General features: G+C 61.4%; 24 protein-coding genes. 11 read left to right on the top strand and 13 right to left on the bottom strand.

The window, feature by feature from the left end; translation table 11 throughout:
* Position 1: 1 nt before the first annotated feature.
* Positions 2-454: a CBS domain-containing protein gene (locus GSQ93_RS03910; RefSeq protein ID WP_031359018.1), complete on the bottom strand. Its 453-nt coding sequence runs from the start codon at positions 452-454 to the stop codon at positions 2-4.
* Between the two features lie 266 nt (positions 455-720).
* On the opposite strand from GSQ93_RS03910, the gene GSQ93_RS03905 reads away from it, so the two are divergent.
* From GSQ93_RS03905 to GSQ93_RS03895, 3 genes are all read left to right on the top strand, one after another.
* Complete coding sequence (locus tag GSQ93_RS03905; RefSeq protein ID WP_158934317.1) at positions 721-2,046, top strand: O-acetylhomoserine aminocarboxypropyltransferase; 1,326 nt, start codon at positions 721-723, stop codon at positions 2,044-2,046.
* Positions 2,043-2,864: an alpha/beta fold hydrolase gene (locus GSQ93_RS03900; RefSeq protein WP_158934316.1), complete on the top strand. Its 822-nt coding sequence runs from the start codon at positions 2,043-2,045 to the stop codon at positions 2,862-2,864. Before GSQ93_RS03905 ends, GSQ93_RS03900 begins: the two co-directional genes overlap by 4 nt.
* A 222-nt stretch (positions 2,865-3,086) precedes the next feature.
* On the top strand, positions 3,087-3,407 hold the full coding sequence (locus tag GSQ93_RS03895; protein WP_060819075.1) for an Mpo1-like protein: 321 nt from the start codon (positions 3,087-3,089) through the stop codon (positions 3,405-3,407).
* Positions 3,408-3,443: 36 nt separating this feature from the next.
* On the opposite strand, the gene GSQ93_RS03890 is transcribed toward GSQ93_RS03895, so the two are convergent.
* Positions 3,444-4,751, bottom strand: coding sequence for a YihY family inner membrane protein (locus GSQ93_RS03890; RefSeq protein ID WP_158934315.1), 1,308 nt, complete (start codon positions 4,749-4,751; stop codon positions 3,444-3,446).
* A gap of 122 nt (positions 4,752-4,873) precedes the next feature.
* Here GSQ93_RS03890 and wrbA point away from each other — a divergent pair, with 122 nt between their 5' ends.
* The 4 genes from wrbA (at position 4,874) to GSQ93_RS03870 (ending at position 8,375) form a co-directional block, all read left to right on the top strand.
* On the top strand, positions 4,874-5,476 hold the full coding sequence (gene wrbA / locus GSQ93_RS03885) for an NAD(P)H:quinone oxidoreductase (protein ID WP_158934314.1): 603 nt from the start codon (positions 4,874-4,876) through the stop codon (positions 5,474-5,476).
* Positions 5,477-5,479: 3 nt separating this feature from the next.
* A complete protein-coding gene (locus GSQ93_RS03880) occupies positions 5,480-5,932 on the top strand; it encodes a DUF2069 domain-containing protein (protein ID WP_158934313.1) in 453 nt (150 codons plus the stop codon).
* A gap of 110 nt (positions 5,933-6,042) precedes the next feature.
* On the top strand, positions 6,043-7,536 hold the full coding sequence (locus tag GSQ93_RS03875) for an FAD-binding oxidoreductase (RefSeq protein WP_158934312.1): 1,494 nt from the start codon (positions 6,043-6,045) through the stop codon (positions 7,534-7,536).
* A gap of 35 nt (positions 7,537-7,571) precedes the next feature.
* A complete protein-coding gene (locus GSQ93_RS03870; protein WP_158934311.1) occupies positions 7,572-8,375 on the top strand; it encodes a metallophosphoesterase in 804 nt (267 codons plus the stop codon).
* A 248-nt stretch (positions 8,376-8,623) separates the two neighbouring features.
* Here the strand turns inward: GSQ93_RS03870 and GSQ93_RS03865 are convergent, their stop codons facing one another.
* Together GSQ93_RS03865 and GSQ93_RS03860 are read right to left on the bottom strand one after the other, a co-directional pair.
* Entirely contained in the window at positions 8,624-8,794 is a 171-nt protein-coding gene (locus tag GSQ93_RS03865) for a hypothetical protein (protein WP_158934310.1), read from the bottom strand.
* Positions 8,795-8,975: 181 nt separating this feature from the next.
* On the bottom strand, positions 8,976-9,914 hold the full coding sequence (locus GSQ93_RS03860) for a LysR family transcriptional regulator (RefSeq protein WP_158934309.1): 939 nt from the start codon (positions 9,912-9,914) through the stop codon (positions 8,976-8,978).
* A gap of 207 nt (positions 9,915-10,121) precedes the next feature.
* On the opposite strand from GSQ93_RS03860, the gene GSQ93_RS03855 reads away from it, so the two are divergent.
* Genes GSQ93_RS03855 through GSQ93_RS03840 form a run of 4 tightly spaced genes read left to right on the top strand, consistent with a single transcriptional unit; the run spans position 10,122 to position 14,898 of the window.
* Positions 10,122-11,621, top strand: a complete 1,500-nt coding sequence (locus GSQ93_RS03855; RefSeq protein WP_158934308.1) for an efflux transporter outer membrane subunit — start codon at positions 10,122-10,124, stop codon at positions 11,619-11,621.
* 2 nt (positions 11,622-11,623) lie between these two features.
* Positions 11,624-13,804: an FUSC family protein gene (locus GSQ93_RS03850; RefSeq protein ID WP_158934307.1), complete on the top strand. Its 2,181-nt coding sequence runs from the start codon at positions 11,624-11,626 to the stop codon at positions 13,802-13,804.
* Positions 13,794-13,994: a DUF1656 domain-containing protein gene (locus tag GSQ93_RS03845; protein ID WP_158934306.1), complete on the top strand. Its 201-nt coding sequence runs from the start codon at positions 13,794-13,796 to the stop codon at positions 13,992-13,994. The genes GSQ93_RS03850 and GSQ93_RS03845 overlap by 11 nt, the downstream gene beginning before the upstream one ends.
* Before the next feature lie 25 nt (positions 13,995-14,019).
* Entirely contained in the window at positions 14,020-14,898 is an 879-nt protein-coding gene (locus tag GSQ93_RS03840; protein ID WP_158934305.1) for an HlyD family secretion protein, read from the top strand.
* Here the strand turns inward: GSQ93_RS03840 and astE are convergent.
* The 9 genes from astE to GSQ93_RS03795 form a co-directional block, all read right to left on the bottom strand.
* On the bottom strand, positions 14,893-15,924 hold the full coding sequence (astE, locus tag GSQ93_RS03835; RefSeq protein WP_158934304.1) for a succinylglutamate desuccinylase: 1,032 nt from the start codon (positions 15,922-15,924) through the stop codon (positions 14,893-14,895). The two genes, GSQ93_RS03840 and astE, sit on opposite strands and share 6 nt — an antisense overlap.
* Positions 15,908-17,251, bottom strand: a complete 1,344-nt coding sequence (astB, locus tag GSQ93_RS03830) for an N-succinylarginine dihydrolase (protein ID WP_158934303.1) — start codon at positions 17,249-17,251, stop codon at positions 15,908-15,910. The genes astE and astB overlap by 17 nt, the downstream gene beginning before the upstream one ends.
* A 9-nt stretch (positions 17,252-17,260) precedes the next feature.
* Positions 17,261-18,736: a succinylglutamate-semialdehyde dehydrogenase gene (gene astD, locus GSQ93_RS03825; RefSeq protein ID WP_158934302.1), complete on the bottom strand. Its 1,476-nt coding sequence runs from the start codon at positions 18,734-18,736 to the stop codon at positions 17,261-17,263.
* A gap of 11 nt (positions 18,737-18,747) precedes the next feature.
* Positions 18,748-19,785, bottom strand: coding sequence for an arginine N-succinyltransferase (astA, locus tag GSQ93_RS03820; RefSeq protein WP_158934301.1), 1,038 nt, complete (start codon positions 19,783-19,785; stop codon positions 18,748-18,750).
* The gene (gene aruF / locus GSQ93_RS03815; RefSeq protein WP_158934300.1) at positions 19,782-20,837 is read right to left on the bottom strand and encodes an arginine/ornithine succinyltransferase subunit alpha; all 1,056 of its coding nucleotides are present in this window, start codon (positions 20,835-20,837) and stop codon (positions 19,782-19,784) included. The genes astA and aruF overlap by 4 nt, the downstream gene beginning before the upstream one ends.
* A 43-nt stretch (positions 20,838-20,880) precedes the next feature.
* A complete protein-coding gene (locus GSQ93_RS03810; protein WP_158934299.1) occupies positions 20,881-22,092 on the bottom strand; it encodes an aspartate aminotransferase family protein in 1,212 nt (403 codons plus the stop codon).
* A 259-nt stretch (positions 22,093-22,351) separates the two neighbouring features.
* Complete coding sequence (locus GSQ93_RS03805; RefSeq protein WP_158934298.1) at positions 22,352-23,167, bottom strand: ABC transporter ATP-binding protein; 816 nt, start codon at positions 23,165-23,167, stop codon at positions 22,352-22,354.
* 144 nt (positions 23,168-23,311) lie between these two features.
* The gene (locus tag GSQ93_RS03800; RefSeq protein ID WP_254073735.1) at positions 23,312-23,746 is read right to left on the bottom strand and encodes a hypothetical protein; all 435 of its coding nucleotides are present in this window, start codon (positions 23,744-23,746) and stop codon (positions 23,312-23,314) included.
* Between the two features lie 33 nt (positions 23,747-23,779).
* Positions 23,780-25,000 (bottom strand): EAL domain-containing protein, encoded by a 1,221-nt coding sequence (locus GSQ93_RS03795; protein WP_254073734.1) that lies wholly within the window; start codon positions 24,998-25,000, stop codon positions 23,780-23,782.
* Positions 25,001-25,360: the final 360 nt, after the last annotated feature.

The following is a 25,360-nucleotide window of genomic DNA, read 5'->3' as shown; positions in this document are numbered from 1 at the left end:
ATCAACGCGCTTCTTCTTGCTGCTCCGGCCAATCGCGAATATAGGCCTTGAGCATCTTGTTCTCGAAACCCTGCTCTTCTACCACGGCCTTGGCCACGTCGTAGAAAGAAATAACGCCCATCAGCACGTTCTTTTCCATGACCGGCAGGTAACGAACGTGATGCTCCAGCATCATCCGGCGCACCTCGTTCACGTCCGTTTCCGGCGTACACGTGATGGGGTGATCGTCCATGACCTTGCGGATAGTGGAAGTACCCACGCTGCCGCCGTTCTCGCTCAGCGTGAGAATAATCTCGCGGAACGTCAGCATGCCGGCGAGATCGCCGTACTCGATCACCACGAGTGAACCAATGTCGTGTGACGCCATTGTATTGATGGCTTCGTGCAGCGGCGTGTCCGGTGTAACCGTGAAGAGCGCATTGCCCTTGACGTTCAAAATGTCGCTGACTCGCATGATTGTCTCCTCGCGAAAAGCATGAATATCTGTCGATCCTAGCGGAAAGGCACTTAAAAAGAAAGCGCGCAAGAACCCCGTGTTTTGTCTGCAAAAGCCAAGCGTGGCGGGCTTTTGCACCGGGTCGGCGCATGCATCGCCAAGGCTGCCCTTGCGTGGCATGGCGCCGAATGGTGCAAACGCCGACGCTGGCGTCTACCCCAAGTTTGTCGGGCCACACCCGATGTTACGATAAATGACTCTTTTCCACTGGTAGCCCGCCCACGATGCCCGCCAACCGCTTCGACACGCTCGTGCTCCACGCCGGCGCTGCGCCCGACCCTACCACCGGCGCCCGCGCCACGCCGATTTACCAGACTACGTCTTTCTCGTTCCGCGACACCGACCACGCTGCGTCGCTCTTCAACATGGAGCGCTCCGGACACGTTTACTCGCGCATTTCCAACCCGACCGTCGCTGTATTCGAGGAGCGCGTAGCCGCGCTGGAAGGCGGCGTGGGCGCTATCGGCACGGCCAGCGGACAGGCCGCGCTGCATCTGGCGATCGCTACGCTGATGGGCGCGGGCTCGCATGTGGTCGCGTCGAGCGCGCTGTACGGCGGCTCGCACAACCTGCTGCATTACACGATGCGGCGCTTCGGCATAGACACCACTTTCGTGCCGCCCCACGATCCCGACGCCTGGCGCGCGGCTATCCGGCCCAACACGCGCCTGCTGTTCGGCGAAACGCTGGGGAACCCGGGTCTCGATGTCCTCGACATCGAGACCATTGCGGACATCGCCCATTCGAACCATGTACCGCTCCTGGTGGATTCGACCTTCACCACGCCCTATTTGCTTCGTCCGTTTGACCATGGCGCCGACTTCGTCTACCACTCGGCGACCAAATTCCTGGGCGGCCACGGCACCACGATTGGCGGCGTGCTGGTGGACGGCGGCACGTTCGACTTCACCGCTACCGATCTCTTCCCCGAATTCACCGAACCCTACGACGGATTCCACGGCATGGTCTTCGCCGAAGAAAGCACCGTCGCACCGTTCCTGCTGCGCGCCCGTCGCGAGGGGTTGCGCGACTTCGGAGCCTGCCTGCATCCGCAAGCTGCGTGGCAACTCTTGCAGGGCATCGAAACCTTGCCCTTGCGGATGGATCGGCACGTCGCCAACACCCGAAAGGTGGTCGAATTCCTCCTCGCTCACGCGGCCGTTGAAGGCGTGGCTTATCCGGAACTCGACAGCCATCGCGACTACGTGCTCGCCAAACGCCTGCTGCCGCGCGGCGCGGGCGCCGTGTTCAGCTTTGATCTGCGGGGCGACGTGGCGGCAGCGCGGCGCTTCATTGAAGCGTTGACGCTGTTCTCGCATCTTGCGAACGTTGGCGACGCACGCTCGCTCGTCATCCACCCCGCTTCGACCACGCATTTCCGCATGGATGCCGCTGCCCTCGCTGCAGCGGGCATTGCACCGGGACGTATCCGGCTGTCGATCGGCCTGGAAGATCCCGACGATCTCATTGACGACCTCAAACGCGGTCTCAAGGCTTCACAGAAGGCTTCGCCCACTGCCCCGCGGAGCAACGACGGGAGCCGCACATGATGCTCGAAGTCGAGGGCGCTCCGGCCTACGCCTACACCGGCGGACACGCGTTCGAGCCAAACCGCCCCGTGGCCGTGTTCGTGCACGGCGCACAGCACGATCACAGCGTCTGGGCACTCCAGACACGCTACTTTGCCCATCACGGCCTGAACGTGCTCGCCGTCGACCTTCCCGGTCACGGCCGCAGCGCGGGGCCGGCGCGGCGAAGCATTGCAGCGCTCGCGGACTGGCTTGTTGCGTCACTGGACGCTGCCAACGTCAACGAAGCGATGCTGATCGGTCACAGCATGGGCTCGTTGATTACGCTCGACTGCGCCGCGCGCTATCCGTCGCGCGTTACCCGTCTGGCGCTGCTCGCCACCGCGTATCCGATGACCGTGTCCGACACGCTTCTCGATGCCGCGCTCAATCGGGAAGCCGACGCCATCGACATGGTCAACCAGTGGTCGCACTCGTCGATCGCCGCAAAACCGTCCTGCCCCGCGCCGGGCTTCTGGCTGCATGGCGCCAACCAGCGCCTGATGGATCGAGTAGCCGCACTCGGTGAGCCCCATCTCTTCCATACCGATTTCAGCGCATGCAACACCTATGCCGAGGGCCTTGAACGGGCAGCGGCGTTACGTTGCCCGGTACAGGTCATTGCCGGCCGCCACGATGCCATGACACCGCCCCGCGCCAACCGGGCGCTGATTGACGCAATGAAACAAGCGGGGGTCCCGGTCGAAACAATCATGCTGGACGCCGGGCACGCCCTGATGAGTGAACAACCCGATGCGACCCTCACCGCATTATTCAGCTTCGCGACGCGACCGGTTTAGGTGACAGATCGCTCTGCGCTCGTAGACTCAATCCGCGAACCCGGCTCATGAACGCAGCCAATGAAGCAAGCTTACCCGCCCTCTCCCCGCTCCGCTATTAGCCGGATGGGAGGGGGTGTCCAACTTGTTTCCAGACCAGAAAACGCAGTTGCGCAGAGGGTCCAATCGCTGGAGAATGAATCTTGCTGAGCCGATGCTGCAACCTGCTCGAAGGAGACTGTCATGGCCCAAACCGCGCATTCCGATCACTTCGCGAGTTTCGCCGAGTTCTATCCGTATTACCTCGAAGAGCACCGCAACGTGGTTTCGCGTCGGCTGCACTTCATCGGGTCGCTAGGCGTGATTGGCTGCCTTGCAATGGCCATCGCCACAGGCGACTGGCTCTGGCTTCCGGCAGCCGTGATTTGTGGCTACGGCTTCGCCTGGGTCGGCCATTTTTTCTTCGAGAAAAACCGTCCGGCGACCTTTCGCCATCCGCTCTACAGCCTGATGGGCGACTGGGTCATGTTCAAGGACATCTGCATCGGCAGGATTTCGCTTTAGCCCACTTCGGCGCGTGAGGCGCCTTAGGAGGTCGCTTCAGGCAGTTTGATGCGGCATGGACGCGACCCCTTGCGCCGCGCGAGTGTCTTCCTGACGAGACGCGGCGCGCGCAGCCAGCAACGTAGCCAACGTGACGTCAAGCTTCTCGTTGCTCAGCGCGTTCATCAATACAGCACGGTCAATGTGCGACGAATCGAGGCGCAACTGATAGTCCAGCTCTTCACGCTCGATCACGAACAGGTCGAAGAGGCGCGCCACCGTGATCTGTTGCGGATTGGCAATCAGCACATAGCGCGGCACACGAAGGTTCTCCAGCCGCGCGATCCATTCCAGGGAGTCAAGCTTTCGAACCAGGCGCATGGAGGTATCCATGTCACATCGCAGCATCCGTGCAAGCTCCAACCCCGTGTAACCCGGCAAGCCGGCTTCACGCGCCTCCGCAAGGCGAGCAAGCAATTCGAGGGCATCGAGCAGATCGCTCCCCGGAAAATCATTTCGATGAAACTGGCCGATCCGAATAGCCGGCAACGCCGACGTGAGCATCGCGCCGATCAGCGTGATCATCCAGCACAAATAGACCCATAGCAGGAACACGGGCAACGCCGCGAACGCGCCATACACGGCGGTATAAGTTGGAATACGGCGCACGTAATAGCCAAAACCGCGCTTCGTCAGTTCGAACGCGATCGCCGCGACAAGCCCACCAACCAGCGCGTCGCGCCACTCCACTTTGCAATTCGGCAGGAACACGTAGAGCATGGAGAACGCCAGCATCGTGAACGGCAACGTCGCGCTGGCAAGCGCCCACTCGACCACCGGCGGCAGGAGATTATGAGAGCCGGCGAATGCAATGGATTGCGCGAACAGGTAGGACGACATGGACAGACTCACGCCGAACAGGATAGGCCCGAGCGTGATGATGGCCCAGTACACCAGGACGCGTTGAGCGAATGGCCGCGATTTACGCACGCGCCAGATCACGTTGAACGCGGACTCGACGGTCATCATGGTCATCACCGACGTGACGAACAAGATGATCATGCCGACCGTAGTAAGCCCCTTTGCCTTCGACGCAAACTGGTTCAGATACTTGAAGATCTGGCTGTTGATCTGCGACGGCATCAGGTGCGCGGCAAGAAAATCCTGCAGCGACATCTGGAACGAAGCGAAGATGGGAAACGCGGTAAAGAGCGCGAACGCGACCGTCGCAAGCGGCACGAGCGACAACACGGTGGTAAATGTCAGGCTGCCGGCTACCTGCGGCACGCGATCCTCACCCGTACGACGGGCGACGAATGCGGCAAGCCGCTTCGTTGTGTCGAGATCGATGGGAAACTTCAGCAAGAATCTCTCTCCTTGAAACACTACAACAGATCCGCAACGCGGCTTGAATGGCAGGCGAAACCATGCCAAAACGCCATGCCCACGCACCTGATCCTTATAATACCCGTTCACCGAAAAGGCTCATGAACGACATTCTCGTGCTCTATTACAGCCGCAACGGCGCTACCCGCGAACTCGCCCAGGCGATCGCTCAAGGCGTCGACAGCGTGCCCGGCATGCAGGCGCGCGTGCGCACCGTGCCCCCTGTCTCCACCGTTTGCGAAGCCACGCAGCCGGATATTCCCGCCGACGGCCCTCCCTACGCCGAAGTGCGCGACCTAGAAGAATGCGCCGGAGTCGCGCTCGGGTCGCCCACGCGGTTCGGCAATATGGCCGCCCCGCTGAAATATTTCCTCGACGGCACATCGCCGCAATGGTTGTCCGGCGCGCTCGCCGGCAAACCCGCCAGCGTCTTCACCTCAACCGGCAGCTTGCATGGCGGGCAGGAGACCACCCTGCTTTCCATGATGCTGCCCTTGCTTCACCACGGCATGCTGATCGTGGGCATTCCGTACACGGAGCCGAAGCTGACCACCACGCAAACCGGGGGCACGCCTTATGGCGCATCCCATTTCGCCCGCGCTGAAACGGCGGACAGCGGCATCTCCGCGGACGAGAAAGCCTTGGCCATGGCCTTGGGCGCACGCCTGGCCACGACGGCGCTCACGCTTCAACGCGGCGCCTGATTGATGACCACTACGCCCGTCCTGGATGCGGACAGCACCCAACCCGGCTTTGCACGCGGCGCGCTGTTCAGCCTGATTGCGCTGATTGCGTTGTCGATCGCGTGGGAGCTTTGGCTCGCGCCGCTGCGCCCGGGCGGCTCCGCTCTAGCGCTCAAGGCTGTCCCGCTGCTGTTCGCGCTGCGCGGCACGTTCCGGCGTAACGTGTACACGCTGCAATGGGCGTCGATGCTCGTGCTGCTATACCTCGCTGAAGGCATTGTGCGCGGTATGACGGACGGTGGATTGTCAGCACGCCTTGGCTGGCTCGAAGCGCTGCTCGCTCTGGTTTTCTTCGTCTGCGCGCTTGGCTTTGTCGCGCCGTTCAAACGCGCTGCACGTGCCGCGAAGCGAGCAAAGGCCGCGACGGCTGCGACAGCCTCAACGCAAGACTCAACGCTCGACGGAAATCATTTGTAGCACGGAACAGTCAGCGTGAACGAGACCTATGCCATCAGGCCAGGATTCGCCCGGCCCGACGTTACGCGATACTGTGTCACCTGTCGTCCACGCCACTGCTACCGAACCTCATGACCGCATCCGACCGTTCAAATTACTTTGTTCAAGCCTGCATCGAAGCGATCGGCGGCGCCCATGTGCTGACCGACGCCCACGACACCGCGCCGTTTCTCACTGACTGGCGCAAGCGTTATCATGGTCAGACGCGCGCCGTGGTGCTTCCCGGCACCACCGAACAGGTCGCTAAAGTTGTGCAGCTTGCGCGGGAATTTCGGGTTCCTATCGTGCCGCAAGGCGGCAACACTGGTCATTCCGGTGGGGCAACGCCAGACGCCAGCGGCACACAAGTGGTCATCAGCTTGCGCAGACTGAAGCGGATTCGCGATGTCGATCCGCTCAACAACACCATTACGGTGGAAGCCGGCGTGATCCTCGCCGATATCCAGTCGCGCGCCGAGCAGGAGCAGCGACTCTTTGCGCTGAGCCTGGCCGCCGAGGGCAGTTGCACGATCGGTGGCAATCTTTCAACGAATGCCGGCGGCACGGCCGTTCTGCGCTATGGCAACACGCGTGAGTTGTGCCTTGGGTTGGAAGTGGTGACGCCGCAAGGTGAAATTTGGGACGGTTTGCGCGGGCTACGCAAGGACAACACCGGTTACGATCTGCGCGACTTGTATATCGGCGCGGAAGGGACGCTCGGCATCATCACCGCCGCGGTCATGAAACTGCATCCGGCGCCGGTCGCTCGCGTAACGGCACTCGCGGCGCTGGCTTCACCGCAGGCCGCGCTCGCTTTCCTTGCTACCGCGCAGCGTTATGCAGGCCCGTTGCTGACCGGCTTCGAACTGATGTCGGATTTTTCGCTTCATCTCGTCACCACGCATTTCCCGCAGATGCGTTATCCGTTCAATAAGAAACACGGCCAGACCGTGCTACTTGAGTTGTCAGATAGCGAGAGCGAGGAGCACGGCCGCGCGCTGTTCGAACGGCTGATGGAACATGCGATGGAGCAAGGCCTGGTCGAGGACGCAGTCGTAGCGGAGAATTTGTCGCAGTCGCGGGCGTTCTGGAACTTGCGCGAACATATTCCGCTTGCGCAAGCAGCGGAAGGGCTCAACATCAAGCACGATATCGCGGTGCCTATTTCCCGCATCGGGCATTTTATTCAGGCAACCGATGCGCTCATCGCCCAAGCCATTCCGGGTGTGCGCATGGTGACATTCGGCCACCTCGGCGACGGTAATCTGCACTACAACGTGCAGGCGCCGGAAGGGGTCGATCCCGAAAGCTTTCTCGCCGAATTCCAGGCGCCGGTCAATGCGCTGGTGTATGAAAGCGTGCATGCGCATCGCGGCAGTATCAGTGCAGAGCACGGGTTGGGGCAATTGAAGGTAGCCGAAGCCATGCACTACAAGTCGCCGGTGGAATTGCGCCTCATGCGCGCGCTCAAGACAGCGCTTGACCCTGAGAACCTGATGAATCCGGCCAAGGTGTTGCCGGACGTGCGTGCGCCGGGTGCGGTGCTTACGCCGAATGCGTCAGGTGCGTCGCACCTGCCTTCGTGAGTGCAAGTAAAAACAGTATTGAGGAGATAAGCGCTGTGAAGATTCGTGTTCTGTCCGACCTGCATCTCGAGCACGACGAACCGCTCGCCATTCCGTACGCGGAGGCTGATCTCGTCGTGCTGGCCGGTGACATCCACAATCACGCGGAAGGCCTGCGCTGGGCGGCGGAAAACTTCGGTTCGCAAGTACCCGTTGTTTATGTGCCGGGCAACCACGAGTATTACGACGGCGAATTCGGCGCACTTGAAAGCGCGATGCAGGACGCCGCGCGCAGCCTGCCCAACGTGCATTTCCTGAACAACACCGCCCTCACCGACCGATACGGCAAATGGCGCGTACTCGGCACTACGTTGTGGACAGATTTCAGGCTGTTCGGTGCGAGCGATGAGGCGTTGCGCGAGTCCATCGCCGCGGCCGAGCGGGTGATGCTCGACTTCCGGGGCGTGATCCAGGTCGCATGGCCCGAGCCCGAAGACGAGCCACGCTCGTTTAGTCCCAGCGACTCGCTTGCCCTCCACGAGCAAGCGCGGGCATGGCTGGAGGATGAGCTGGCAAAGCCCTTCGATGGCAAGACGATTGTCGTCACGCATCACGCTCCCCTCAAACCAAGCCTTGCAGAAAAGTTCGCGACGGATCGGGCATCGGCAGGTTTTGTGAGCGATCTACCCTCGCTCGTGCGCGCGCCGGTTTCGCTGTGGATTCATGGCCACACGCATACCGCATTCGATTATTTCGCGGAGGGAACCCGCGTGATTTGTAATCCGCGCGGATATCGCGACCGGCGCACGGGGGCGCCTGAAAATCCGTTGTTCAAATGGGACAAGGTGGTCGAGATATGAGCAGCCAGCGGCAATGATTCGCTAAGAATCGCGCTTTCAGGGAATTTCGGTTAGATCCGCTGGAGACGCGAGCGGCCGGTGAGAACGCTAACCGATCACGGAGGAACCGCCCGCCCGTCAGCGTTATGGGCAAAAAACACCCTTTCCAGGCCGAGAAAGCTCGGCCGCTGGATACAGCTTACCCAGCGCAGGATTAAACCTCGCTGCGCCACATGCAAACAAAAAGACCGATAGATCGGTCTTTTATCTCAGCGATCCGAAGAATCGCGCGATTGGCGGTTCTTGCGTTCGTCAATACGAATCGGGATCAGACGCGCGCGTTTCGCGTTTTCGCGGGCCGTACGGAGCAGTTCACGGGTAGCGGGCACGGCGATCAGAGCCAGCAGTGCATAGATGGCGATCATCAGCGGCGTATTCATAACTTCCTCGGATGTTGTCGAATCGGTAAAAGCGTATCGGTGAAACTATAAGGCATGTAAGACAAACCACAAGCTATCAAGATGAGGCTGAAATAGACGTAAGCAAGTGTTGCGTCGCGGCAAACGAAAAACCTGATGAAAGCACATCAGCCGGCTTACCCCCATTCTCCTGCTCATAAGCTTACGACGCCACAAATTCTTGCAGCGATTTTTCGTCGGCGGCGAGTGCGGCGGGCAACTCTGCGCGCAAATACTCTACCCAGGTCCGTATTTTCGCATCCAGGTACTGACGTGACGGATACAGCGCAAACACGTTGAGCATCTGCATGGTGTATTGCGGCAAGACACGCACCAAGGTCCCTGCACGCAATGCAGGCAATGCGGACGAAGTGGGCAATATTCCCACGCCCATGCCTTCGCTAATTGCCACCGCCATGGCTTCGGCCACATTCACCGTAAAGGTTGCCGGTCCGAGACTGATGGTTTCCTGCCCGTTTGGACCATCAAAGGTCCATTTGTTCGGCGGAAACGCGGGCGTCATGAGTTGCAAGCACGTATGCCGCACCAGATCAGACAAAACGTGTGGCACGCCGTGTTCCTGAATATAGCCCGGCGATGCGCAGGCAATGCTGAACGCACTTCCCAGTCGTTGGGAAACCAGTCCTGAATCAGGCAGTTCGGTGCCAAGCACAATGGACACGTCAAAGCCTTCATCCAGCAGGTCGGGCACGCGCTGCGCGAGCGTCAGGTCGATCTGCACCGACGGATGAAGCTTCTGGTAGCGCGAAATCATCGGCACGATGTAATGCTGGCCGATACCCGCCATGGCGTGCATCTTGAGTTTGCCGGCCGGGCGCGCGTGCGCATCGCCCGCTTCCGCTTCGGCTTGATCTACGTAAGCCAGAATTTGCTCGCACCGCTGCAGGTAGCGCTCGCCGGCTTCGGTCAGCGCTATCCGGCGCGTCGTCCGGTTGAGCAAGCGAGTCCGCAAATGCGCTTCGAGATCCGAGACCGCGCGCGAAGCGTAGGCGGTGGTCGTGTTCAGTTGCTGAGCCGCGGCCGTAAAGCTGCCGGCTTCGACAACCCGTGAAAACACACGCATGTTTTGAAGCGTATCCATGAGCCTTCAGTCTCGTCCAAATGATCTAACATTGTTGCCCTATTGTTGCAATCTGAGCAATGATTATTATCTCATAACGCGTAACAATGCTTTGCATTTTTACCGGTTACTCGCCAATCAGGGCAAAAATATAATTCTGGTCTGTGTCTCAATCCATTTTGAGAAATAATTTTGCCCGACCGCACGATCAGAAAGACCATCATTACGATGGTTCTTACATTTATTCTAACAATCGCAGGCTGCGCGAGCACTAAAAACGTCGCTCCCGAAGATACTCTCAAGGACGCGTCTTCGCTCGATGCCGGCGCGACGCTGCGCGCGGCTAACGCCGACGCGGCGTGGCCGGCGTCGACATGGTGGCGCGCCTACAACGACCCGCAGCTCGACGCGTGGGTTGCGCGTGCGCAGGCCGGAAATCCGACCCTGGCGCTGGCCGCCGCGCGCGTACGCGAAGCCCATTCGATGGCAGGCGTGGCGCAAGCCGCCCTCGCGCCTCAAGTCGACGGGTCGCTGGCGATCAACCGCCAACAGTGGCCGGAAAACGGCTATTACGGTCCCGGCCCGTTCAACAACGTCAACACGTGGGACAACACGGGCGCGCTGCAACTGTCGTACAACCTCGACCTCTGGGGTCGCGACGGTAACGCCGCGGAACGCGCACTGGATGCCACCCACGCTCGCGCCGCCGATGCCCGCGCCGCGCAACTCGAACTCGAAGCGAACGTGGTGCGCGCATACATCGGTTTATCGCAGGGATTTGCGCTGCGCGACATCGCTCAATCCACGCTCGACCAGCAGCAGAAAATCGCGGCGCGTGCGCGTCGGCGGCTGCAGGGCGGGATTGGCACGCAGCTTGAAGTCGCGCAGGCGGAAGCGTCATTGCCAGACTACGAGCGTCAGGTAGAAACCTACGACGAAGCCATCGCGCTCGCCCGTAATCAGCTCGCGGCGCTTGCCGGCGCTGGGCCAGGTGCGGGCGATTCGATCACGCGCCCCGTGCTTTCGCTGGCAACCCCGCTCGGCTTGCCGTCGGCCTTGCCCGCTGAGCTGATTGGACGTCGTCCGGATGTGGTGGCGGCGCGCTGGACGGTTGCAGCTCAGGCGCGCGGTATTGATGTCGCGAAGGCACAGTTCTATCCGAACATCAACCTCATGGCGTCGCTGACGCAAATGTCCGCGGGCGGTGCGCTGCTGACGTTCCTCACCGGCAATGGCAGCGGTTGGACTGCAGGACCCGCGGTGACTCTGCCTATTTTCGAAGGCGGCCGGCTGCGCTCGCAACTGGGGGCGGCATCGGCGCAATACGACCAGGCCGTGGATCACTACAACGCCACGCTGGTTGCTGCATTGCGCGATATCGCCGATCAGGCCGTGCGAATCAAATCGCTCGATCGACAGCTCGATGCGTCAGGCCGCTCGGTTGCGGCGGCGCAGAAAAGTTATCGGCTGGCGGACGAGGGGTATAAGCGCGGCCTGACCGATTACCTGAACGTGCTCGTCGCACAGACGCAATTGCTGCGCGCGCAGGATGGGGAAGCGCGCGTGCGCGCTGAACGGCTCGCGGTGTACGCGACGTTCTCGGCAGCGTTGGGCGACGGCATCGATAGTTCCAGTGAAAGCCCCGCCGACACGCAGATGAACCCCGCGAAGCACATCGGGCCGTTTGCGGAGCACAAGAACGCGTCGTCCAGCGAGCGGAGCGAGTGAGCATGTCGACGCCCTCCTCTACGCCGAACAGGCTGAACCGTTTCTACCCCCTGCTCGCGGACTGGGCGGCTACCGACGGTCTCGCGTGGGTTCACATCTTCAAGGCCTCGCTAGCAGCGTTCCTGGCACTGTGGATCGCGATGCGTCTCGATCTGCCGCAACCTCGCACCGCCATGACGACGGTGTTTGTCGTGATGCAGCCGCAAAGCGGCATGGTGCTGGCGAAAAGCTTTTACCGTTTCTGCGGGACGCTCGTCGGCCTCGTCGTGATGCTCGCGCTGATCAGCTTGTTCTCGCAGCAACCTGTCCTGTTTCTGTCGGCGACAGCGCTCTGGGTCGGCATCTGCACAGCGGGCGCGGCGCGTAACCGCAACTTCCGTTCATACGGATTTGTGTTGTCGGGTTATACCGCCGCGCTCATTGGCATACCCGCCGCGCAGCATGCGGATGCTGCCTTCCTCACAGCGATGACCCGAGTTGCCGAAGTATCGTTAGGGATCCTGTGTTCTGGCGCAGTCAGTGCGCTCGTCTTCCCACGGAATGCCGGCGAGCAAGTCCGGGCTACCGTGCGAAAGCGTTTCACCGCGTTCGTGGACTATGTGTCGAAGGCGTTGGGCGGGGGTATCGAACGCGCGCAGATCGAGCGTATCAACGCAGCGTTCGTCGCGGACGTAGTCGGGCTCGAGGCTGCGCGCAGCGTGGCCGTGTTCGAAGATCCCGACACGCGCATGCGCAGCGGCCGGGTCGCGCGGCTGAACGGCGAATTCATGAGCGTATCCACGCGCTTTCACGCGCTGCATCAGTTGATGAACCGGCTTCGGGTCAACGGCGCAGCGCCGACGGTCGATGCTTTGGAACCCTATTTCCGCGAAGTCGCGCCTTTGCTGAGCGCAGCGGGCGCGCCGGTGGAGAAAGCCGCCGATGCCGTCCACGCCGCCGCGCAACTCGACACGTTCAAGGCGGCGCTGCCCAAGCGCATCCGGGCAACGCGGCTCGCGCTCGATCCGGCAATCGACCTACTGGAATTCGATACCGCCGCCGAACTGCTGTATCGATTCGTCGATGACCTGCATGCCTACACGCTGACCTACGCCTCCCTCGCGGTGCCCACGCACGAACGCGAGCACCGCATCACGCGTTATGTACCCAAGACCAGCCTGCTCGCGGCGGGCGTTTCCGGACTGCGGGCGTTCATCGTGATCCTGATCCTGAGCGGCTTCTGGATGCTGTCGGCGTGGCCGAGCGGTGGCACCGCCGTGCTCGACGCGGCAGCGGTGATTGCACTGGCCTCATCGTCGCCGCGACCGACGCAAATGGCTTTCCAGATGGCAGGGGGAACCGCGCTCGCAGCCGTCGCCGGAATGATCGTAGTGTTTGCGCTGTATCCCCATATTGACGGATTCTTGCTGCTGTCGGCTGTGCTCCTGCCGTTCCTGATGCTCGGCGTTTTCATCAGCACGCGGCCCGGCATGATGGGCATTGGCGCCGGTTACTGCATCTTCTTCTGCTTCCTCGCCGGGCCCGACAACGTCACTCAGTACGATCCGTCAGCCTTCATCAACGACGCTATCGCGCTGGTCGTTTCCATGCTCGTTTGTTCGATGGCCTTTGCCGTGCTGCTGCCCACGGACGCACCGTGGCTGCGCCGTCTGCTGATGCGTGAACTGCGGCGGCAAGTCGTGATGACGAGCAAGGGCAACTTGACCCGGCTCGCGATGCGTTTTGAAAGCGGCGCGCGCGATCTGCTTTCGCAGATCGATGCGCTCGCGGCGGGTCGAGAGGATTTGCAGCGCGAGGCGTTGCGCTGGTTGTTCGCGGTGCTTGAAGTGGGCCACGCGGTGATTGATCTGCGTACCGAGTTGAGCCTCTCGGGCACTCGCTCGGACACGACCGCGCTGGCATCCAGCGCATTAATCAAGCAGGCGCTGCATCAGGTAGCCCGCCTCTTCGATCACCCCACCCCTCGATACTTCGATGCCGCGTTGTCGGCGACCACGCTGGCCATCGACGATCTGCGTGCGCAGCTCGATACCGTGCATGAGCCTCGCGAGGAACGCCATCGGTTGCAACGCATGTCGAGTCACCTGCATTTCATTCGTACGGCCTTGCTCGATCCACAATCGCCGATAGGCCATCTCAACCAGCCCGCACGCTCGCACGAAGGAGCGCCCCATGCCGCGTGATATCGCCATTCTCGATGCCTACGTACCAACGATCCTGCTGCTGTTTATCGCGGGCGGCTTGTTGACTTGGTTCATCGACCGGCTGCTCGCGCTCACCGGTTTGTATCGCGTGGTGTGGCATCCGTCGCTCTTTCGCGCATGTCTGCTCGTGTCTGCCTGCGGCCTGCTCGGGCTCGCGGTGTATCGCTGAAATATTGAAGGACTAGAACCGCATCATGATCATCAGGAAAATTTTCGGCATCTTCATGACCGCGCTCATTTTCTGCGCGGCCATCTTGATCGGGCGCGCGCTGTGGGTGCATTACATGGACCAGCCGTGGACCCGCGACGGTCGCGTGCGCGCCGACGTCATCAACGTCGCGCCGGATGTCTCGGGCGCCGTTGTGACCATGCCGGTCGCCGATAACCAGTTCGTGCACAAGGGCGATCTGCTGATGGAGATCGATCCGTCGCATTACAAGATCGCGGTGGAACAGGCACAGGCCACCGTCGCAGCACGCAACGCAGATCTACGCATGCGTCGCGACGACGCCGCGCGCCGGGCGGATATGGACAACGAAGTGGTGTCGAAGGAGTCGCGTGACAATGCAAGCCAGGCTGCATCCGGCGCGGCTGCGAACTTGCAGCAAGCGCAGGCAGCGCTCGACGCCGCCGAGCTCAATCTGGCACGCACCAAGGTGTTCGCGCCGGTGGACGGCTACGTGACAAACCTGAACGTGCATCGCGGTGACTATGCGACAACGGGCGCAGCGAAGCTCGCTATCGTCGACAGCCATTCGTTCTGGGTCTATGGATATTTCGAGGAAACGAAACTGCCGCGTGTGCGTATCGGCGATAAAGCCGAGATGCGGCTGATGAGCGGCGGCATGTTGAAGGGCCACGTGCAGAGTATTTCGCGCGGCATCTATGACCGCGATAATCCGCAAAGCCGCGAACTGCTCGCCGATGTGAACCCCACGTTCAACTGGGTACGGCTCGCGCAGCGCGTGCCGGTGCGGATTCATATCGACGAGGTTCCAGAAGATGTCGTGCTGGCTGCGGGGACGACGTGCACGGTGGTTGTCGAGCCCACCGGCAAGACGAACCGTTCATAGCGAGTCGAACGTTTCCTGAGTCGTATCGATGACCATGAGCCCCGCCCTCAAACCCGGCTTCACCGTCGGATTCGGAAATACGATGCGCTCCTCGTCGCGCAGCACTTCATACGTGTAACCGTCATCCTCGGCGAGCACCGTGCCACGCGCGAATGGCGTGAAGTTGGCGACATCGCCGGCTACGTGGAGCTTGAACGCCTCGCTCTGTTTATTGATTTGTCCGACGACCGTGAACACCTTCAACGTCTGGCTGGACGGTTCGACAGGTCCAAGCCCCGCGATCAACCGCCGCAATGCAGCGTCCGATGCGGCGAAGCGCGACAGATCGTTATGCCCGAACGCCCGCACCTTGCCGAGCTCCAGCGTGCAGGCGAGCGCGCCCGATTGCTCCGCCGTGAAATGCGTGAACGTGTTCGACTTCTCTTTATGCAGCAATACAGCCGACAACCCCGCGTCCTGCAACCAGTCGAACATCAGGCGTGACAGCGGCTCGCCCGTGTACGGCAGCAACGCAAACTGCTCGAACACCGAGGGGCGGATAGCCGTGTGCATGTCAATGTGCCACTTCGCGTGTGTAGCGTCGCCGTCAGCTTCGGCAAAAAACGCACGCGTCACATTCTCCAGTTCCGCTGCACGCGGCGCTTCATGACTTGCTGCGAGTTGAAGATAGCGGCCGTTGAACAGCCGGTTGAGATCGTCGTCGCGATACCGGCAAGACGCACGCATCGCGTCGATGTTGCCGAAGATGACCAGCACGCGGCTCTGCAACACCGCCTTGCCGCTCGCGATATCCGCGACAAGCATCGACAGGATTTCGATCGGCGCGGTTTCATCCCCGTGAATCCCCGCCGATGCCACCACGCTCTGCCGCACCGCGCCCTCGGGTTCAAATCGAACAATGCCCTCGCCGAGCCACGTCCACTTCACGCCGCTTGGCAACGTGCCTTCAGTCAGCGCGGGCTTTTTTCCATCGAGCACAAAGTCGAGAAAGTTCGCGAACATGGCCGGCTCAACGCTGGAAGTCATAGATAGCACCCAACTTGAGAATGCCGGTCAGCGCATCAAGCGCCGCGCGTGATTCATCGAGGAGTTTCAGATCGGCGAGATCGGCGGGCGCAATGCGGTCGCGATAATGCGTGTCGATCCAGGCATCGAGTTGCGCGAACAACGTGTCGTTCATCCACACGCCGGGGTTCACTGCGACGCGCTCCGCCTCATTGAGCACCACGCGCAGGCGCAGGCAGGCGGGACCGCCGCCGTTCTTCATGCTTTCGCGCAGATCGAAGACGAGGACGTCGTCAATAGACGTGGACCGTGCATGCAATGAATCAAGGTACTTGGCGACCCGCGCGTTTTCACGGCACTCCTGCGGCACGACCAGCACTTGCCGGCCGTCCGGACGTGTCAGCAACTGGCTGTTGAACAGATACGACGAGACGGCATCGGCCACGCTGACTTCGTCTTCCGGCACTTCGATCGCGGTGAACGCGCCGCCGTGGGCATCAAGTTTCGCGCGAAGCTGGTCGTACACGTTGTCCTGATCCAGGAACGCCCGTTGGTGGCAAAACAACGTATTGCGGTTGCCGACTGCGATCACGTCGTTATGAAACACACCGGCATCGATCACGTCAGGAAGTTGCTGCGCGAACACGGTAGCGTCGTCGGAAAGACCATGAAGGCGCGCGACGGCACGGCTTGCTTCCAGCGTTTGGCGTGCGGGGAATCGCTTTGGTTCAGCCGCGCCCTGAGCGTATTCACTGCGTCCGTACACGAAAAATTCCACGCCCTTCTCGCCGTACTCGCTGCAAAAACGCGTGTGATTGGCCGCGCCTTCATCGCCTAATGCGGGCGTTCCTGGCAACGCATGATGAATCCTGAAATGCTCCTCATCGGAGAAAATGGCCGAGAGCGAACGGCGCGTTTCTTCATGCTCGATCGCACGATGCAACTTCGTGCTCAGGTTAGCCGGCGTGAAATGCACACGGCCATCGTTCGTATCCGCCGATGGGCTTACGGTCGCCGCGTTCGCGGTCCACATTGCCGAAGCGGAACTCGCAGCGGCGAGCAATTCCGGCGCTTCTCGCGACGCACGTTCGACTACCGCAGCGTCGTCACCGGTGAAACCCAGGCTGCGCAGCAACTTGAGCGACGGCCGTTCAAGCGGCGGCAGCACGCCCTGGTGAAATCCAAGGTCGGCCAGTTGCTTCATCTTGCGCAGACCCTGCTTCGCCGCGGCCTTCGGATTGGCAGCCGATTTCTCGTTGTTGCGCGACGCGACATTGCCGAACGACAGCCCCGCGTAGTTGTGCGTCGGGCCGACCAGCCCGTCGAAGTTCGCTTCGAATGCTTGCATCGTGGTTCCTCAGAACTGAAGGCCGGGCGAGACGCTCGCGGGCATTTGCAACTGGGTGCTTTCGACCGATGCCATAGGATACGAGCAGTAATCCGCTGCGTAAAACGCGCTCGGACGCTGATTGCCCGAACGTCCGATACCACCGAACGGCGCGGCTGACGACGCGCCGTTAGTCGGCCGGTTCCAGTTCACAATGCCGGCGCGAATCGTGCGCTGAAAATGGGTCCACGCGGTTTCATCGTCGGCCAGCAAACCCGCGGATAAACCGAACGCGGTGTCGTTGGCACGCTCTATTGCATGATCGAAGTTGCTGTAGCGCGTGAGTTGCAGCATTGGGCCGAAGTGCTCTTCGTCGGGGATGTTGCGCGCATTCGTGACGTCGATTATCGCCGGGGTGACGAAGCCAAGTTGCGCAGACCGTTGCGTCATTTCAAGCAAAGGCTTGCCGCCCGCTTCGATCAACTGCGTCTGCGCCTGCACGAGCTTCGCGGCTGCGCGTGCCGAGATCACCGCGCCCATGAACGGTTGCGGATCAGCATCGAAAGCGCCCGTTTTAATCTTCGATGTTACGTCGATCAATCGCTGGGTAAAGCGCTCGCCGAATGCGTTGTCTGGAACGAACAACCGACGCGCGCACGTGCAGCGCTGCCCTGCCGACAAATACGCCGACTGGATCGTGTGATGCACGGCGGCATCGATGTCTTCGACCTCAGCCACGACCAGCGGATTGTTGCCGCCCATTTCCAGCGCGAGCACGATCTCCGGACGTCCGCCGAATTGCCGATGCAGCAACGTGCCGGTATCCGAGCTGCCAGTGAAGAACAAGCCATCGATCTGCCGATGATTCGCCAGCGCAATGCCGGTGTCCTTCTCGCCCTGCACAAGATTCAGCACGCCGGCAGGCAAGCCGGCCTGCGCCCACAAATCCACCGTCAGCGCAGCCACGCCGGGCGCGAATTCCGATGGTTTGAACACAACCGTATTCCCCGCGATCAGCGCAGGGACAATATGCCCGTTCGGCAAATGTCCGGGGAAGTTATACGGTCCAAACACGGCAACAACGCCATGCGGGCGATGCCGCAATACCGCGATGCCATCGGCCATTTCCTGGCGCTTCTCGCCGGTGCGGTCGTGGTACGACTTGACGGAGATATCGACTTTAGCGGCCATGGTCGCGACTTCGGTCCGCGCTTCCCACAGCGGCTTGCCGGTCTCGAGACCGATGGTGTGAGCCAGCGTTTCCTTGTGCTCGGTCAGCAGCGCCGCGAACCGCCGCGTGATCGCAATGCGTTCGTCCAGCGTCAACGCGGACCACGAAGCGAACGCGCGTCGTGCTGAAAGCACGGCACGCTCGACGTCTTGAGCCGCTGCGCTCGCGCCTTCCCACACCACGTCGCCATTGCCCGGGTTACGTGATGCGAACGGTGCACCCGTACCCTCGCTCCACGCGCCATCGATAAACAATTGAGTCGAAAACTTCGTCATGTTCCTTGTCCTTAACTTGCGTTCTTCAGGCGCGGTTGCGATGCCAGTACACGCACCGTATCGCCGGCTTGCACGCGCAGCGCGGCGGCTTCCTCCGGTGTCAGCAGGAAAGTGCCGTCCTCGGGCACGCCGAACGTCGCGCCGCAGCGGAAGTCCTCAAGCGATGTATTCGATACCAGGCTGCGAGCCTCGCCGTGCTCTGCACGCTCACCAATGCGCACCGTCACCAGCACGCTCTCGCGCACCGTGCGCAAATCCGCGACGTGGCATTCGAGGACGGGACCGGCGTCGAAGATATCGACGTGATTTTCATAGCGCAGCCCTTCCGTTTCGAGCATCTTCCGCGCGGGCAGGGTGTCGCGATGCGTCAACCCAACCGCCGCTTGCGCATCGTCGGGAAGCATTGCGAGATAGACCGGATACCGCGGCATCAACTCGGCGAGGAACGACTTCTTGCCGTGTGAGCTGAGATAGTCGGCGGCGTTGAAATCGATCTGATAGAAGTGCGATCCCACTGCCTGCCAGAATGGCGACGCGCCGGTTTCATCGAAGTGGCCACGCAATTCAGCGCACAGGCGTTCAGGGAAACGCTCGAGGAATTGCGCCATAAACATGAAGCGCGAGCGCGACAGCAAACCGCCCACGCCTGCCGTGCGATATCGCGGACTTAAGAAAAGCGAACAGACTTCGGCGTAACCGGTGAGATCGTGCGAAATGTTGAGCAGCGACATCTTGGTCCACACGCCCAGATCGCGGCTGGCATGAACGACCGTCGACACACGATAGTTATAAAACGGTTGCTCCAGCCCGACTTCCGTTTCAATACCGCACACCCCCGCAATATCGCCTGTAGCAGTGTCTTCCATCGCGAACAAATACCCTGCTTCGAAGGCGTCCGCTTCGTCGGCGAGCGTGCGTCGTGCACGTTCAACGCGCGCCGTCAGCGCATCGCGATCCGGCTTGAAGGTGGTGAGTCCCGGTCCGGTCTCGTGCGCGAGCGCGACGAGCGCGTCGACATCTCCAGGCTGCACGCAGCGGACAACAATCATTGCAATTCTCCCGAAGCCTGATGAAGCGGCACACAACGCACCGTATCGGAATCTTTCACGCTTAAAACCTTGCACAGTTCCGCAGACAGCGGCGCACCGGTCGAACGCGAGGACGGCAGATTGACTACAGCGCAACGAAACGCGTGCGCGCCACCGGCTGCGATCAGGTACGGCGTCCCTGACGTGCCCGTGTCATCCTGAGCCGTTCGCACGGCGCGAACTTCGTTCGCCAGTACGGACGCGCTGCGTTCCACCGCAACGGTCAGGACCGGGCCGGCATCGAAGATATCGACAAAACGATCCGGCTCGAATCCTTCCTCAAGATGGATGTCATACGCGAGCAACGCGCCGTCATCCGGCTCGCCCAACACGCGTTGCGCTTCAGGCGGCAACAGCGGCACGTAGAGCGGATAACTCGGCATAACTTCTGCGATAAACGTCCGGCTGCGGCCGCCCGATTCCAGTTCGACCTGCTCGAAATCGCGACCGAAAAATTTCCGCCCCACCGCTTCCCAGAACGGCGATACGCCGGCTTCATCGGTAACGCCGAGCATCAGCGAGAAGACGTCGTCGGAGAAACGCTTGCGGTTCGCGGCCACGTACATCATGCGAGCGCGCGAAAGCAGATGCGCGGCGGCATCGTGCGTGGCTTCGCGCACCGATGGCTCAATGTAGAAACCTGTCAGGCGGCTCTTGCCGGTGAGTTCATGCGACATGGTGAGCGCGTGGATCTTGCGGTTCACCTTGAGTTCGCGCGATGCGTGGATCAGCGCGTCATTGCGGAACGCATAGAACGGCTCCGAATATCCCGCCGATGCCACGATGCTCGACGTGCCGAGCAACGCGCCAGTCGTGGTCTCTTCAAGCACGAAGAGATAAAACTCCTCGCCCGGAAACTCGACTTCCGCACGAAACGAATCTTCGGAAAGCGCAACGCGCGTTTCCAGTACACGCCGGTCGCGCGGCAACGAATGCAGCACCGGATGCGCGGCATTCGCCATCCGTTCGAGCGCGTCGAGATCGGCGAGTCTTGCGGGGCGGACGATTAACATCGGCGGTTCCATTGGTTGAGAGGATGGACCGAAGTCCGCACGTTCATTGCGCCACGTCGGCGATAGCCTTTTCGATGCGCGCGAAGCCCTCGTCGAGGTCGGCCATGGGCATGATCAGCGACGGCGCGAAACGCAGCACGTTCGGCCCGGCGATCAGCATGATCACGCCGTGTTTCGCGGCAGCGGTGAGCACGTCCTTCGCGCGGTCCTTGTAGGCATCGGCGAGTTCGGCGCCGATCAAGAGGCCCTTGCCACGGATCTCCTTGAACACGGAGAAACGCTCATCAATGCGCTTCAGATGCGCCTTGATCGCAGCGCTGCGTTGCTGCACGCCTTCGAGCACGGCAGGGTCGCTGATCAGTTCAACCACCTTCTCCGCGATAGCCGCGCCCAGCGGATTGCCACCGTACGTCGTACCGTGCACGCCCACTTTGAAATGCGCGGCGATCTTGTCCGTGGTCAGCATCGCGCCGATCGGGAAGCCGTTGCCGAGCGCTTTCGCGGTCGTCAGGATGTCCGGCGTGACGCCGTATCCCATGTATGCGTAGAACGTGCCAGTACGGCCCACGCCCGTTTGTACCTCGTCAAAAATCAGCAGTGCGCCGTGCTGGTCGCAAGCATCGCGCAGACCCTGGAGGAACGCGGGATCGGCGGGCAGCACGCCGCCTTCGCCTTGCACCGGCTCGACGATCACCGCGCAGGTTTGCGGGCCGATTGCTGCACGGGCAGCAGCCAAATCGTTATAGGGCAGATGCGTGATGCCTTGCGGCGTCGGGCCGAAGCCTTCGGCGTATTTCGGCTGGCCGCCCACGCTGACGGTGAACAGCGTCCGGCCGTGGAACGACTGCGTGAACGAGATGATTTCGACTTTCTGCGGACCGGTGGTGTCGATCGCGTAACGGCGCGCGAGTTTCAGCGCGGCTTCGTTCGCTTCCGCGCCGGAGTTGGCGAAGAACGCACGGTCAGCGAAGGTCAGGTTGGTGAGGCGAGTCGCAAGCCGCAGCACCGGTTCGTTGGTGTAGCCATTACCGATATGCCAGAGCTTCTGGCCTTGATCGTGGAGCACTTTCAACAGTTCGGGATGCGCATGGCCCAGCGCCGTCACCGCGATACCGCCAGCAAAATCGACATAGTCGCGGCCTTCCGTGTCCCATACGCGCGAACCCAGTCCGCGATCCGGCACGAAATTCGCCGGGGAGAATAGAGGCACCATTACTTCGTCGAACGTACCGCGCGTTACATTGAGATCCGTCATGAACCGCTCCTTTGCTTGTTCGGGTATTCCAGCTTATGTTCCAGCTTACGCATCGTTATCAGATGGTAGGCGTGCGCGGGCGTCGCGTCTTGCGGGAACGCGACAAGGTTTCATGGTATTCGAGAGGATTGACGTGTGTAAGTCAGCCGAAAGACATAGGCGTCTGAGGCGCCACGGCGCATTGAACGCGGAGCGATCACGCTGATCGCCCCGCCAGGCTCCCGCAGCCATGCCGGAGCCCGCGCCGAAAAGCCCAGCCTTACTTAAGACTGCCCGACAAAAATTGCTGCAGCCGCTCGCTCCTGGGCGTGCTCAGCACTTCACCCGGCGCGCCCTCTTCTTCCGTGCGGCCCTGGTGCAGAAACATCACATGATTCGATACATTGCGCGCAAAGCCCATCTCATGCGTCACAACGATCATCGTGCGTCCTTCTTCAGCCAGTTTCTGCATCACTTTCAGCACTTCGCCCACCAGTTCGGGATCAAGCGCGGAGGTGGGTTCGTCGAAGAGCATCACATCAGGATGCATGGCAAGCGCGCGAGCAATAGCCACCCGCTGCTGCTGCCCGCCCGACAAATGCGACGGATATTGCTTCTCGACCTTCGGCGCCAGCCCGACCTTCTCCAGGCATTCGCGCGCCCGTTCGCTCGCTTCCTTCTTCGATAACCCCAGCACGTGCATCGGCGCTTCCATGACGTTTTCAATCGACGTCATATGCGCCCACAAGTTGAAATGCTGGAACACCATCGCCAGCTTCGTGCGCACGCGCTGCAACTGCTTGTGGTCCGCGACTTCGAGATTGCCCATGCGATCGGCTTTCGTGCGCACCGGCTCGCCGTCGACGATAATCTCGCCCGCGTTCGGCCGCTCGAGGAAGTTGATGCAGCGCAGGAAGGTACTTTTGCCCGAGCCGCTCGAGCCGATGATGCTGATCACATCGCCGGCGTTGGCAGCGAGCGACACGCCCTTGAGCACCTCGTTCTCGCCAAAACGCTTGTGGATATCGCGGGCGACGAGTTTGACCGCTGCGTTTTGCGCGGCAGCCGATGCAGCATTTTGTGCGGATGATTCCAACGCATTCTCCCCGGAAGGTGGGTCTGACGGGTCCAAGAAACCCGCCCTAGGTTGATCATGGCTGCGGATTCTACCGAAAGCCGCCAGCGGGCAGGCATAGGGACAAACGCCCTCGCCCGGCGGCCGGCGGTCATTGATCCCTGGTCACTCCTTTGCGTCCGGGGCAGGCGGCGGCGCCGCTGCCCGCACTTGCTGTGCCACGCGGCCATTGGCCATCGCGATTTCGGGGCTGGTTTGCAGCATTGGCAGGTATTGGGTATCGAATGCGGCGTTGCGATCCTTCGCGCCGAACATGGCCGTTACCGCGTGCGCCATGTCGATACGGCCGTCGGGCGTGGCGTCGGTATCGTCGAGTACGTCGTCAAGCGCCGCAATCAGCGTGGAGAGCGGACCAAGCCATTTGTAAGCGCTGCCGTTGATCACGATCTGCAGGAACTCGCCCGGCGACACCGCGCCGAATTCGGCTTCGTGGCGGGTGCGCAGTTCGTCGAGGATGCTACGGTGCAGCGCCAGCAGCGGATGGCGCACGTCCTTGAGAAACGTGGTCGCGACCGGGTCGGTCATCCTGATGACGGTCATGGTCATTGCCCCGAAGTGGAAAATGAGCCAAGCCTACACCGTCACCAGACCGCGCCCTACATAGCGAATAAAATCCGGCGCGGTCAGCGGCGCGGAAAAGAGCCAGCCTTGCCCGAATTGAGCGCCGCGCGTGCGCAGGTAACACGCCTGTTCCTCGCGCTCGATCCCCTCGGCGACCACCTGCACATGCAGCGTCAGCGCCATGTCGATAATGTGCGACGCCACGCTGCTGGACGCCGAATCTTGATCGACGGTATCGACGAAAGACTTGTCGATCTTCAGCGCATCCACCTGAAAATTCTGCAGATGCGAGAGGCTCGAATAACCCGTCCCGAAGTCGTCGATATACACCGGATGCCCGGCATCGCGGAATGCCTGGATCACTTCCTTAGCGGCGTCGGCATCGAGAAAACAGCGCTCGGTCGCCTCGATCCGGATCTGCCGTGGAGAGATGTTCGCCGCCGCGAGCGCGGGCGTCAGGCGCTCCAGGAACCGCCGCGAGGTCAGGTCCGGCGCGCTCAGGTTGATCGACACGTAGAGCTCGCTGTAGCGCTGCAAGAACTCGCCGAGTTCGAGCAGGACCGTATCGAATACCTGGTCCGTGATGGCCTGGATCAAGCCACGATGTTCCGCGAGCGGAATGAAATGATCGGGACGCACGATGCGATCCTGGTGCTTCCAGCGCACCAGCGCTTCAGCGCCAATACATCGCCGCGTCGTGAGATCGACGATCGGCTGGTACGCCACGATGAACTGATGCCGGCGCACGGCGTCGCTAAGCTGCCCGACCGGCGAGAGACGGCGCACCATCAAGAGGCCGAGCCACGCAGAGAGCGTCAGGCCGCCCGCGACGCCTGCAAGCAGCCAGGTCCAGGGCAGCGCGCGCAGGCGTTCAGCGAACGTCGCGTCCGATGTGTTCGCTGCGTTTGATGCGTTTGATGCACGCGCTGACTCGTAAGCGCGGTGGGCCGTGCTGGGGATCGAAGGCATCGCCGTCGCGGCGAATGCAGGTACCGGAAACTGGGCAAACAGCCTGGAAGGCGCGGCCACCGACGTGTTGGCAATCAAACGTATCGCGCCGGTATCGACCATGCGCACAACATAGCTTTCTAGCGCCGCGGCTTCCCGGGCTGCAGCGACGCGCTCGTCCACGCCGGGCGCAAACAGGACGCACAACACCCCCGGCAGCAACGCCACGATCAGCACGATGCCAGCCAGGAACGCGACGCGCCCGCTGCGTTTGAACGTGTTCATCGTGCGCTTTTCATGAAGCGACGCCTTTGCGCCGGATGCGCGCTGCATAATCGTTTTTAATGAGGCACCTGATGACATCTGTGTCGTGCGCGATTGGGTCAACGTGGGTCGCTCGCGCTGTTAGCGTCGTTGTTTATGGTCCGGTTGTTCGCGCCGTAAGTCGTGTCCACTTGGCTGACAATCGTATCCCTGTTTGTATCCTTGTTCCTTGCATCGTCCCTGCAAACAGCCCAGTGTAGCGGCCGGGTACGTCGGGCTTCAATGCTTCGCTGCTCACGAAATGCCCGCTTTGGTGGGCTGGCGCACGCCGGCTCGATGCTTTTCCGGCGCGCGTGCCCAGACGTCTGGCAATTGGCGGAT

Origin of the sequence: Burkholderia sp. S171, assembly GCF_009766085.1 — a bacterium.
In the GTDB taxonomy this organism is placed as follows: domain Bacteria; phylum Pseudomonadota; class Gammaproteobacteria; order Burkholderiales; family Burkholderiaceae; genus Caballeronia.
The sequence above is the reverse complement of the archived record's forward strand: the minus strand, read 5'-3'. Positions and strand labels throughout refer to the sequence as shown.

Excerpts from the sequence above, each read along its gene's own strand:
- GSQ93_RS03910 (WP_031359018.1), bottom strand. The coding sequence starts at position 454 with ATGCGAGTCAGCGACATTTTGAACGTCAAGGGCAATGCGCTCTTCACG.
- GSQ93_RS03905 (WP_158934317.1), top strand. The coding sequence starts at position 721 with ATGCCCGCCAACCGCTTCGACACGCTCGTGCTCCACGCCGGCGCTGCG.
- GSQ93_RS03900 (WP_158934316.1), top strand. The coding sequence starts at position 2,043 with ATGATGCTCGAAGTCGAGGGCGCTCCGGCCTACGCCTACACCGGCGGA.
- GSQ93_RS03895 (WP_060819075.1), top strand. The coding sequence starts at position 3,087 with ATGGCCCAAACCGCGCATTCCGATCACTTCGCGAGTTTCGCCGAGTTC.
- wrbA (WP_158934314.1), top strand. The coding sequence starts at position 4,874 with ATGAACGACATTCTCGTGCTCTATTACAGCCGCAACGGCGCTACCCGC.
- GSQ93_RS03880 (WP_158934313.1), top strand. The coding sequence starts at position 5,480 with ATGACCACTACGCCCGTCCTGGATGCGGACAGCACCCAACCCGGCTTT.
- GSQ93_RS03875 (WP_158934312.1), top strand. The coding sequence starts at position 6,043 with ATGACCGCATCCGACCGTTCAAATTACTTTGTTCAAGCCTGCATCGAA.
- GSQ93_RS03865 (WP_158934310.1), bottom strand. The coding sequence starts at position 8,794 with ATGAATACGCCGCTGATGATCGCCATCTATGCACTGCTGGCTCTGATC.
- GSQ93_RS03860 (WP_158934309.1), bottom strand. The coding sequence starts at position 9,914 with ATGGATACGCTTCAAAACATGCGTGTGTTTTCACGGGTTGTCGAAGCC.
- GSQ93_RS03855 (WP_158934308.1), top strand. The coding sequence starts at position 10,122 with ATGGTTCTTACATTTATTCTAACAATCGCAGGCTGCGCGAGCACTAAA.
- GSQ93_RS03850 (WP_158934307.1), top strand. The coding sequence starts at position 11,624 with ATGTCGACGCCCTCCTCTACGCCGAACAGGCTGAACCGTTTCTACCCC.
- GSQ93_RS03845 (WP_158934306.1), top strand. The coding sequence starts at position 13,794 with ATGCCGCGTGATATCGCCATTCTCGATGCCTACGTACCAACGATCCTG.
- GSQ93_RS03840 (WP_158934305.1), top strand. The coding sequence starts at position 14,020 with ATGATCATCAGGAAAATTTTCGGCATCTTCATGACCGCGCTCATTTTC.
- astE (WP_158934304.1), bottom strand. The coding sequence starts at position 15,924 with ATGACTTCCAGCGTTGAGCCGGCCATGTTCGCGAACTTTCTCGACTTT.
- astB (WP_158934303.1), bottom strand. The coding sequence starts at position 17,251 with ATGCAAGCATTCGAAGCGAACTTCGACGGGCTGGTCGGCCCGACGCAC.
- astD (WP_158934302.1), bottom strand. The coding sequence starts at position 18,736 with ATGACGAAGTTTTCGACTCAATTGTTTATCGATGGCGCGTGGAGCGAG.
- astA (WP_158934301.1), bottom strand. The coding sequence starts at position 19,785 with ATGATTGTTGTCCGCTGCGTGCAGCCTGGAGATGTCGACGCGCTCGTC.
- aruF (WP_158934300.1), bottom strand. The coding sequence starts at position 20,837 with ATGTTAATCGTCCGCCCCGCAAGACTCGCCGATCTCGACGCGCTCGAA.
- GSQ93_RS03810 (WP_158934299.1), bottom strand. The coding sequence starts at position 22,092 with ATGACGGATCTCAATGTAACGCGCGGTACGTTCGACGAAGTAATGGTG.
- GSQ93_RS03800 (WP_254073735.1), bottom strand. The coding sequence starts at position 23,746 with ATGACCGTCATCAGGATGACCGACCCGGTCGCGACCACGTTTCTCAAG.
- GSQ93_RS03795 (WP_254073734.1), bottom strand. The coding sequence starts at position 25,000 with ATGAACACGTTCAAACGCAGCGGGCGCGTCGCGTTCCTGGCTGGCATC.